The organism is Nostoc sp. NMS7 (assembly GCF_017115085.1).
In the GTDB taxonomy this organism is placed as follows: Bacteria; Cyanobacteriota; Cyanobacteriia; order Cyanobacteriales; family Nostocaceae; genus Nostoc.
In genome coordinates this window covers 19,783-30,789 of sequence record NZ_JABXKJ010000056.1, presented here as the reverse complement: position 1 = coordinate 30,789, position 11,007 = coordinate 19,783, and the positions used below count along the sequence as shown (strand labels likewise).

General features: G+C 39.8%; 8 protein-coding genes. 7 read left to right on the top strand and 1 reads right to left on the bottom strand.

All coding sequences use genetic code 11. The features are described 5' to 3' along the window. The first annotated feature begins 457 nt into the window (after positions 1–457). Both HWQ38_RS04535 and HWQ38_RS04530 read left to right on the top strand, forming a co-directional pair. Complete coding sequence (locus HWQ38_RS04535) at positions 458–823, top strand: four helix bundle protein (RefSeq protein WP_292790360.1); 366 nt, start codon at positions 458–460, stop codon at positions 821–823. A 30-nt stretch (positions 824–853) separates the two neighbouring features. After that, positions 854–1,351, top strand: a complete 498-nt coding sequence (locus HWQ38_RS04530; protein ID WP_292790357.1) for a hypothetical protein — start codon at positions 854–856, stop codon at positions 1,349–1,351. A gap of 309 nt (positions 1,352–1,660) precedes the next feature. On the opposite strand, the gene HWQ38_RS04525 is transcribed toward HWQ38_RS04530, so the two are convergent. Next, entirely contained in the window at positions 1,661–3,007 is a 1,347-nt protein-coding gene (locus tag HWQ38_RS04525; RefSeq protein ID WP_292790366.1) for an FAD-dependent oxidoreductase, read from the bottom strand. Between the two features lie 237 nt (positions 3,008–3,244). Here HWQ38_RS04525 and HWQ38_RS04520 point away from each other — a divergent pair, with 237 nt between their 5' ends. The 5 genes from HWQ38_RS04520 to HWQ38_RS04500 all read left to right on the top strand — a co-directional run bounded on the left by HWQ38_RS04520 (position 3,245) and on the right by HWQ38_RS04500 (position 10,999). Continuing rightward, a complete protein-coding gene (locus HWQ38_RS04520; RefSeq protein ID WP_292790368.1) occupies positions 3,245–4,090 on the top strand; it encodes a hypothetical protein in 846 nt (281 codons plus the stop codon). After that, on the top strand, positions 4,080–4,217 hold the full coding sequence (locus HWQ38_RS04515) for a hypothetical protein (protein WP_292790355.1): 138 nt from the start codon (positions 4,080–4,082) through the stop codon (positions 4,215–4,217). Before HWQ38_RS04520 ends, HWQ38_RS04515 begins: the two co-directional genes overlap by 11 nt. 880 nt (positions 4,218–5,097) lie before the next feature. Beyond that, complete coding sequence (locus HWQ38_RS04510) at positions 5,098–5,736, top strand: PAP/fibrillin family protein (RefSeq protein WP_292790352.1); 639 nt, start codon at positions 5,098–5,100, stop codon at positions 5,734–5,736. 45 nt (positions 5,737–5,781) lie between these two features. Continuing rightward, positions 5,782–8,496, top strand: a complete 2,715-nt coding sequence (locus HWQ38_RS04505; protein ID WP_292790350.1) for a filamentous hemagglutinin N-terminal domain-containing protein — start codon at positions 5,782–5,784, stop codon at positions 8,494–8,496. Between the two features lie 55 nt (positions 8,497–8,551). After that, entirely contained in the window at positions 8,552–10,999 is a 2,448-nt protein-coding gene (locus HWQ38_RS04500; RefSeq protein WP_292790349.1) for a CHAT domain-containing protein, read from the top strand. Positions 11,000–11,007 lie beyond the last annotated feature (8 nt).

Here is an 11,007-nt window from a genome sequence, read left to right as displayed (position 1 = left end):
CAAGCTTTTGGCTTAGAACTCATCCCTATTTCCAACGCTATGGAATGTGTTTCTTAGGAGTTTCCCGCAGGGGTAGGGGGCAGAGGTAAACGCAGAGGGACGCAAAGAATTAAGAAATCTTTATACCAATTCTCGATGAAGATGCGCCTAATTATTTTGGGACATAGCAAATTATCTTTAAAAAACCTCTGCGTATCTTTGCGCTAACCTTTGCGTCGGCAGTCACTCATGGGGAGCCAGTGTGTTGGGCGGCTCTGCAGTCTTTTGCTAAACAATATGGTGTTTCACTATATCAATATAAGGATATGTTTGAGATTACCTCAAGCTACTGCCCAGTGCGGCCTTGCCCCTTGCATCCAGAATAGTAATTCAAAATTCAAAATTCAAAATTCAAAATTATTAGTAATTACGTACTAAACAGGATAGGATAATTATTATAAAGGCAATTTTTATAATAATGAATCAGCATCAACATATTACAGATAGAACATTTAACTTTGCAGTAAGAATTGTTAATCTATGTAAAATTTTAGATGAAAAACCTGGAGTAGGCAGGGTTCTATACAAACAACTAATAAGGTCTGGAACATCTATTGGTTCTAACGTAGCAGAATCTCAATCAGCGCAAAGTAAAGCTGATTTTCTAAGTAAATTACAAATTGCTTTAAAAGAGGCTAAAGAAACAAAATATTGGTTGAGAATATTAATTACTACTGTTATTGTTGAAGAACATAAATTGTTGCCTCTTGTTACAGAGAATGAAGAAATTATCAAAATCATTGCAGCTATAGTAGTGAAAACTAAACAAAATGAGTCCAAATAATTTTGAATTTTGAATTTTGAATTTTGAATTTTGAATTTTGAATTTGATATGACCATCTGGGATGTATTAGATGAGTTGTCCGAATCTCCAGGGACATCAACACTAGCACCGATGTGGGAATGTTTAGATGCGGAGCTTGAAAAATTACCCTTGGAGGCACAGTTATCAACAGCAGCGCTTGCCTTCAGTCAAATTGCGGATATTCTTAAGTTTCGTGCCGAAGTGCTGTTGCAAGATACCCGCGATCGTAATAGTCTTTTGGGGCCAATTATTAGCACCGATCTCTTTGCTGGTCTAGTGCGGACAACAATGCATCTGGATTTAGATGATTTGATTGAACCGGAAACACCACAAACCTTTAAACCACACGGCCCACACCAATTTTCATATTCTACTGAGTCGGGTGATTCTGTAGTAGCACCTGTTGAAAAAGCGAATGTTTTGGCAATGCTTGATGAGGTAACAACTTTAGAAGATGTCCGCAATTTGGCATCAGATGAGGATGTAGAAAAATGGCAGAGCGCGTAGGCGTAGCCCGTCGTAGACATCGCAAAATATCTTAAACAGGTCAAAGGTGAAATTTCTTTAACTCAACTCCAAGGTGGATTAAAAATGCCGATGGTAGAAGTATGGTTAGGATTATTGCTGGGTGGGTTTACACTAGAACAGCGTGGTGATTTTTATCACAACCAAAATGTCTGGGTGAAAAGCTCTCCTTCCTACTACCAATAAGTAAATCAGGGAAACAATTTGAAGGGTCTTTACTAAAGCGACCTCTTGCAGATATCTGGAAGCGATCGCCGATATTCAAGTTAGTAGTTATTGGTTGCTGCTTTGTTACATATTGGGACAGGTTGGCATATCATCTCCAACGAGTAGCCTTGCGAGACTGGGCAATGCCTCACCGTAAGTTGGGTGAATGTGAACCGATTGTTCGAGTACCTGCCACGTTGCTTTAGCTTCCATAAGTGACAAAAAGACATGCACCAGTTCAGCCGTCTCGTAACCAACCAGCGTTGCTCCTAAAATCAAATTTGTGTGTGTGTCGATGACCATGCGGTAGAAACCCAGATCGTGCCCCCACTCAATGCTACGGGCAATGTGAGCCATTGGCAGGGTGACTTCGCTCGCAGTAATGCCCTGTTTGTGAGCCTGCTCTAACGTCATACCCACTCGACCCACTTGTGGCTCAGTGTAGACGGCATAGCCTAACACCCGATCGTTGCGTGTCCGGTGTTCGCCACACAGAATAGCTTTCAAGCGACGATAGTCTTCCCAAGAAACATGGGTAAAAGCAGGCTGTTTGGCAGCGTCTCCGATCGCATAAATCCCAGCGCAAGTTGTTTGAAATTGATCGTCGATTTTAATAAAACCCTGTGCATCTAATTCAGTGCCTGTCACCGCAGAATTTAATGCCTGGGTATTCGGTTTGCGCCCAATCGCAATCAGCAATGCTTCTCCATCTAGTACTTCACCATTGTTCAGCGTTAGGGTAAACACACCGTTAGTGTAAGCAATCTGCTGAACCGTCACATTGAAATGCAGTCCAATTCCGTCTTGCTCAAAAGCATCAGCAAGCACAGCACTGACATCGGATTCTTCTTGAGCCAGCAAGCGATCGCCCCGCACAATCAATTCGGTTTGGCTCCCTAAACGCGCCATTCCCTGCCCTAACTCCAGGGCAATATAGCCACCGCCGACCACGAGCAACCGGGGCGGAATCTGCTGCAAATCAAAGAAATTTCGGTTGGTCAGATAAGGCGTTCCAGCTAAACCGGGAAAGTCAGGAAGAGTAGAGGATGTCCCTGTATTGATAACAATGAGCGGAGCCTGCACAGTCACACCTCCTCCACTCACAGTTCGCTCTCCGGTGAAAGCAGCTTCAGCGCAGATGACTCGAACCCCTGCACTCTCTAGTCGCCGCTTAGTACCCTGGTTAAACTGGCTGCGAATACTACGCACACGCTCCATCACCGCAGAAAAATCGACTTCAAAGAGCGCGTGTATGCCTAACTTTGCCCCTTGTCGAGCGCGACCTGCGGCATGGGCAGCGGCTAGAAAGGCTTTAGAAGGTGTGCAACCATAGTTTATGCAACTGCCTCCCAATGCATCGCGCTCAAATAGAACGACGTTTCGACCTGATGATGCTCCCGTCAGCTGCGAGTGGAACTCCGCCCTGACCACTTCCAATCACAATTACATCTGCTGTTTCCATGATTACCTCTGTTGATAGTTGGTCGTCATAGTTTGTCAAGTACGACTGGCTCTAATTAAATCGACTGCCTTGTCGCCAGTCTGGGTTATCCTTTGGCAAGAAAATGCATATTTCACCAATATGGTAATGGTAAGGATTGGGTACTTTCGTCCTTTCGCGTATCCTATCTACAATATCTTTTACTATGCGATCGCTAGGGAATCTTATTGCCAGCTAGACCAATTATTAAAAAAAAAACACTACACCAGAGCCACCACAACAACAAAATACTGTTTGGGCGTATTCTAGAAAATACCCTCTTCAGCACATGGGTAAAACAACGGCTAATGCTTGATTATTTGACGGCGGGTATTGCATTCTGGATGACTTTGTTTGGAGTACAAGAGTGGTTGTTAGAATTTCGCCTGGGTTATCTCGGTCGCTACTGGTTTCTTGCGATTAGTGCTAGCTTATTTATCGGCTTTTTGTTCTCTGCCCTGGTTACTGTGCCACTAATCATTAACTTGGCAGTAGATCCATTCACTTTCCCAGGTAATATTATTCTGTCAGGAATTGCTGCGGTAATCTTTGGTGTGATTCTCAGCTTGGCGCAGTGGTTGATACTTCGTCAAACCGAGATGACACCGAGAACTTTTGCACTAATCAATACAGTTATTGGAATTCTCGTCTACTTTCTACTGGTATGGTTCAATGAGGGTACTCTGGAGTGGAGTGGTAATCCCATTCAAGGCTGGAAAACTGTAATAATATTTTTAACTGGTGGTGCGATTACCGGAGCAGCCACAGGTAAAGCTTTGGATTTCTACTGTGGACGAGTGGAGCGGCGATTAATTCAGCTTGAGAGAGAACGGGTAGAAAGAGAAACGCTACAGAGAGAACGGCTTGAAAAAGAAAGGATAGCGAGAGACAGGCTTGAAAAAGAAAGGCTTGAAAGGGAAATTCTAGAAAGAAAAATGATAGAGAGAGAAAGGGACTTAGCTGAAGAGAAAAAGTGGTACGAAGAACATGGTGATGATGATTACGATTATGATGAAGATGAAGATGAAGATTGAAGAACACTCTGTTTTACTTGCACTGTTACCGCTCTCCATTATCTGTATTGGTACGGTTTCCGTCTCTGCACTCCATTCACCAATACCAACAGCACTAGCACTTACCATTGTGCCATCATTTACGTGATTCGTCAGGAAATTAGCTAAGTATATAACCTGAGATCGAGTTAAGCCAGAAGCTAAAAAGCTTATTCTGTAAGGAAGGATTGAGCAAAACTCTAAGTGATAAAATAAGCGATTAAAGAAGTCGGAAGTCGGAAGTACAGTTTTGTAACGGGGATTTAGAAAGAGCCACAAAACTTTCTGCCTGTCTTGCTGGGGAATTAAACCCCCAAACTTTGTTAAAGTGGATCATTTTGTCAATAAAGTTCACAAATGAGACTAATATCAACAATATGCCTTATCGAGAATAGATTAAAACAGAGCTTTAGACCGAACAATGAGAAATCAAGGGTTTTGAGGATTTATTATCCCGAACTCAGGTTATATAGCAAGTAAACTAATAATATGAAGATATGTGTAGAATTTTTGACTTTAACTTGTTAATGTAAATTAGTTGTTGTAAAGTTTTTCTGAAGTTAATAACCAAATATCAAGTGCTTAAGTGCTGTAATTGTCCCTCAGTGAAATCTCTGAATTTCAATAGTTGTAGCAAATACTAATTTATATTTAAATTGTGCGTTCAGTAGTATTCCTTTAGTATCTGCTAGTCCGAGTTGATACTTGTGAAGTAAACAAGCGTAACTTGCCTTTACTTGAAATCAGGGGTTTTAGATTCACAATCAAATCATAACGCAGAGTGAGCAATAACTAATTCTTTCAAGTATGCCATTCGCATCTATACAAGCATTGATGACAAAGACATAAGACTTTGTAACATTTTTACATAACGATGATTTTGCTCACAATATTTTCCAAGATACTCACGTTTGATGACATCTAAACATCAGTGATTAGTAATAATTGCTATTGACAATAACTTTCAAGCATAGAAGTAAAATATAGACATGATAGAGGATAATGCAGCGAGATTTGGTTTAAAAACTGAGCTTTTATTACGTATAGATAAATTGGGACTACAGCAAAGCCTATTTCCAACCTCTGACGAACTTATTGATCAACTTATACAACAGTTGGAGGGCATAAGTCCTATTCCGCAACCACTTCAGCCTAACTATCTTCCTTCTCTACTAGGTAACTGGCAATTAGTGTATGCATCTGGTGGGACAATCGTCACACGCCAGATTGAATCAATTCCAGATTTTTTGGGTGTAATCAAAATTAAACGCGTGTGGCAAACATTGGCTAGTGACAGTAATACTAGAAAAATCTCAGCCTCTAATAGCGCCCAGCTTGAATTACCCATTTTAGGTGAGTGGCAGTTACAAGCTAATGGACATTGGAAATGGGGTACGGGTACGGATGAGAAAACTGCCACAGTGTCCTTTAATTCATTTTCCATACAAGGGACAAAACCCTTTGCGTTGTCTAATTGGAGTTTTCCTGAGTTAAAAATACCAGTATTAGAATTCCTACAGAAAGAAGCTTTATGGATAACCTCCTACTTAGATCAAGAAATTAGGGTAGGACGAGGTGCAACAAATAATTTATTTGTATTTCGTCGTGATGTAACGCCGTCAACTTAGTTACAAAAGAGAAGTTTTGCTCACTGGAGTTAATTAAAAGCTCAGATGAAAAAAAAATCAAATATTTCTTTTGTTTTTTGTCAGCATTTAGCTTCCCTATTTTATGTGTTATTATCCTCATCGGCGATTGCACAGATTGTTCCAGATAATACATTACCTGTCAATTCTATAGTTACGCCACAAGGCAATACAAGCAATATTACTGGAGGAACGCAAGCAGGAAATAACTTATTTCACAGCTTCGAGCAATTTTCTCTATCCACAGGTAGCACCGCTTACTTTAATAATGCCTCAAATGTTCAAAACATTATTAGTCGAGTAACTGGTTTATCTATCTCTAACATTGATGGTTTACTAAAAGCTAACGGCAGCGCTAACCTGTTTCTAATTAATCCTAATGGGATTATTCTTGGTCCCAATGCTGTCCTAAATATCGGTGGCTCGTTCTTAGCTAGCACTGCTAACAGGATTAACTTTGCTGATGGCAGCCAATTCAGCGCAAAAACTCCACAAAATCAACCCTTATTAACAGTGACCGCACCTCTTGGCTTAGGATTTGATGGTAATCCAGGCGTAATTCAAGCTCAAGGTACAGGACACAATCTGACTCTCAATAGCCCATTTTCACCATTTATTAGAACCATTAGCTCAAATGGCTTACGCGTCAAACCAGAAAAGACTTTAGCTTTAGTGGGTGGTGACGTAACTTTAGAGGGAGGAAAGCTTGAGGCAAGTGAAGGGCGAATTGAGTTAGGTAGTGTTGATAAAGGAATAGTACACATTAATCCAGCTTCTAATGGTTGGAATTTGAGTTATGAAGATGCCGTTAGCTTCAAAAATATTCAACTATCTCAACAGTCAATAGCAGATGTTAGTGGCTTTGGTAGTGGTTCTATTCAAGTACAAGCTGCTGATGTGGAACTAGGAAGTGGCTCAATATTTTTAATTCAAAACCAAGGGAAGAAATTATCAGGTGACATTATTGTAAATGCCTCTAAAGAATTGAGAATAATAGGAACTTCTCGGAATGGAACAATCCCTACTAGCTTGGTTAATGAAACTTTAGTAGGAGATGGAGGAAAAATCGAAATTTCAACTAAAAATCTAATTCTTCAGGATGGAGCAACAATAGCTGCTAAAACTTATGGTGTAGGTAGGGGGGGCGATGTCTTCGTGAATGCTTCCGAATTCACTCAAGTTGCTGACGGTTCCTCTTCCATTGTTCAACTACCTAGTAATATCATTACTTCAACCTTTCGCTCTGGAAATAGTGGCAATCTTACTCTGGTTACGAAAAATTTATCTGTAGAAGGTGGTGGAGAAATCCTAACTTCAACTTTTGGGACTGGCAAAGGTGGTAACTTGACAGTTAATACTCCTGAATCTACTCAAGTAATTGGTTACTTATCGGGAGCTTCACAGCTTTCTAGTACTCTTCTTACTAGAGCTTCTGGCTCTGGTAATGCGGGTAATCTAGTCCTTTCAACAGGAATTTTAAGTGCCAAAAATGGGGGTATTATTGGTTCTTTAGCTCTGGGAAGTGGCTCTGGAGGGGATGTAACTGTAAATTCTAATAACTCTGTAGAAATTGTTGGAGTAGTACCAAATGTTTTTACTCCAAGCTCTTTAGCTACTGCAACTTATAACAGTGGTAATAGTGGTAAATTAATAGTTAATACAAAAAAGTTAACAGTTAGGGATGGCGGAATAATTAATACTTCTACTCGCTCAACTGGGAAAGCTGATAGCCTTATCATTAATGCTTCTGATTCTATCGATGTAATAGGTAGAGTTCCAGGCGCTCTAAATCCCAGTCTCATAAATTCATCTGTTATTGATTCCAATAAAACTTTTCAAGAGCTATATCTGCTGCCTTCACAATTGAGAGGAGATTCGGGAAATGTAACGATTAATACTAACAAGTTAAATATTCTAGATGGCGCATTAATTAATGTCAAGAATGATGGTTCTGGCAATGCTGGGATAATTAATATTAACGCTGATACAATCAACATTTCAAATAACGGAGGTCTTACCGCTACTACTGCTGTTGGTCAAGGTGGAAATATTGCTGTTAACTCAAAATATTTTCAACTAAACAATGCCAGTATTTCTGCGACTGCTGGACAACAAGGTACTAATGGTGACGGCGGCAACATCATCATCAACACAGATATTTTAGTTGCAATCAAAAATAGCAGCATCACAGCGAATGCTTTTGAAGGGCAAGGCGGTAATATCAGAATCAACACCAAAGGAATATTCCTTTCTCCTGATAGCAAAATTACAGCTAGTTCACGGTTCGGATTGAATGGTACGATTCAGATCAACACCTTATTTACTAATCCTGTGCAGGCTAAAGCAGAACCAGAAGCGATTCGTGCAACTCCTGAGATTGCATCGGTTTGTCAGGGACGATCAGGGGCAGTAGCTAAGAGTAAATTGGTCATTACTGGTACTAACGGTCTTCCAACTAGTTCTAACGACCTGCCAGCTAGCTATTTGAGTTGGCAGAGTAACTTGGTTTCAGGTGAAGCTATTAATAATTCAGAGGAACCAAAGTCATACTCAAGCGAAGAACCAACACAAATCATAGAAGCCCAAGCCTTGATACAAGATTCTGATGGGAATTTTATTTTGACGGCAAAACAACCCAATACTGTCGTTCCTAATGCTTCGTTGTCTGCCAGCCCGTGTTCTCAAGAATCTCATGTATCAAGAATATTACCAGTGACGAAAACGACTCAAAAGGATGATTAGACTCCGACATTGGTTCAAGTACTTGTTGCTAGTCATTTTCGGGTTGTCTATAGTTGTGAGCCAACCATTTCTTATCTCCGCTCAAACTATAAATAAAGAAGCGCAACAACAGAAAGAGGCGGATTTACTGACCCAAAGAGGTCAAAAGCAATTGGATATCGGCCAAGCAGAGTCGGCTTTTGAAACTTGGCAAAAAGCTACGAAAATTTATCAAAAACTCCACTATGAAGATGGTATTACCGGGAGTTTAATCAACCAGAATCTTGCTCTACAAGCGCTGGGCTTACATTATCGGGCTTGTAATACGCTATTGTCAGCTTTGAAGATAGACGTAAATGCTTCTCTTTGCGCCACTAAGCCACAGCAACCTACTGATAAGATGGAAAAACTGCTGACGGCAACCATTAATAAGCAAACTCTTTCACCCGTAAAATTACTCGGATTGCACAACTTGGGAGAAGTCTTGCGTCGGTTGGGCAAGCTTGATGAATCAAAAAAAGTCTTGTCAGAAATATTATCTGCTGCTAAGTGGATACCCTCTTTTGACACTAGTGGGATTCTGCTTTCATTAGGTAGTACTAGGCAGGATATCTACAAGCAAGCACGAAATCAATATTTAGAAATAGAAGAACCCGTTTTTCAGAAAGAATTTGTCAATTTGATTCAAAAACAGGCACTTGACTCACTTAATATTTATCAACAATTGATTAACAGCTTAAATACTCCAAAGGAAGTACAATTGCAAGCTCAATTACATCACCTGAGCTTAATGTTAGACTTTGAGCAATGGTTAGCAGTAGAGTCCAAATTAGGTAATAAAAAATTAGCCTCCCTTTGTACTATAATTACTCAACAGATACAGCCTGCTGTAGATTTGCTTTTAAAAAATCATTCGACATTTTCTCAATTACCAGCCAGCTATTCTGTTTATGCCAAGCTGAACTTTTCTAAAAGTCTGAATAAAATTCCAGACCAACAGTTCCATTCACTAGCTATTGAATATGCTGAATCTGCTTTACAAACTGCTAAAAGTACTAATAGTCAGAGATTACAGTCAGAGAGTTTAGGCACTTTAGGGAAGTTAAAACTAGAGCAATCACAACCATATTTTGAAGAGGCTTTGGGATTGGCTCAATCAGTTCATGCATGGGATCTTGCCTATCAATGGCAGCAAGAATTAGGAATTTTGTACAAGGAGCAGGGAAAATATAAGGAAGCTCTACAAGCATATAGTGCAGCAATTGAAAATGTCACTTTAGTTCGCAACAATCTTTTGTCAACTAATACAGATTTACAGTTCTCATTCCATGAAAAAGTGGAGCCTTTGTATCGTGAATATATGCGATTGCTCCTAACAGATTCTAACCCAAATTTGCCACAAATAATTAAGACTAATGAAAAGCTGCAAATAGCAGAACTGGAAAACTATCTTCAATGTCGCAAGCTTAATCTGGCGGCTTTCAATGAAATTGAAAACTTAGATACTAGCCCAACAATTATTCATATAATCGACTTAGTTGATAGTGTAGAAGTAATCTCTCAATCTCCTAAACAACCTCTTCATCACCACTCTATTGAATCTCAGCTAATTAGAGGTCATATTAATAATCTTGTAGACACTTTACAAGACAAGAATCTTGCTTATATTGGTGCAGATGTGATTCTTGAGCATTCACAAGCACTTTATAATTTATTGATTGCACCTATAAAATATTTACCCACATCAGGAACACTAGTGTTTACTTTAGATGCATCTTTACAAAGTTTACCGATGGGCTTATTTCATGATGGAAAAAATTATCTGATTGAGCGCTACGGTATTACAGGTACTCTGGGTTCTCGAATGCAACCACCTAGACTTTTAAAACAGAAACAATTAAGAGCTTTCATTGCTGGACTCAGCAAGATTAGCCCTAGTTTTTACGCTCCAAATGCTCCCAAAGGACTCAAAGTATTGCCAGGGGTGGAAGTAGAAATAGCAAATGTAAAAAAAGGAATTTCTTCTTCAAAAGTATTGTTAAACGAAGATTTTGTTAGCCCAATGCTAGATAAAGAATTGAGTACAGATGATTTTTCAATAATTCACCTAACTACTCACGCTCAATTTAGTTCTGTTCCTGACCGAACAATGATTTTTGCTTGGGATAAACCAATTACTGTTTCCGAATTTAATGATTTACTCAAAGAAAAAACTCAGTCTACCCAAGAAGGAATTGAGTTATTAGTTTTGAGTGCTTGCCAAACAGCCAAAGGTAATAAGAGAGCAGCATTAGGAATGGCTGGAGTAGCAGCACAAGCCGGAGCCAGAAGTACGATAGCCACTCTCTGGCAAGTAGATGCTGATTCCAGCGCTTTACTGATGAAAGTATTTTATCAAGGATTGAAAGATGGTTTGACTAAAGTCGAGGCACTACGTCTTGCACAATTGCAACTGATATCAAACCCTCAATACCAACACCCTTCCCACTGGGCAGCATTCTTACTTATTGGCGGTTGGCTCTAATTTCACGA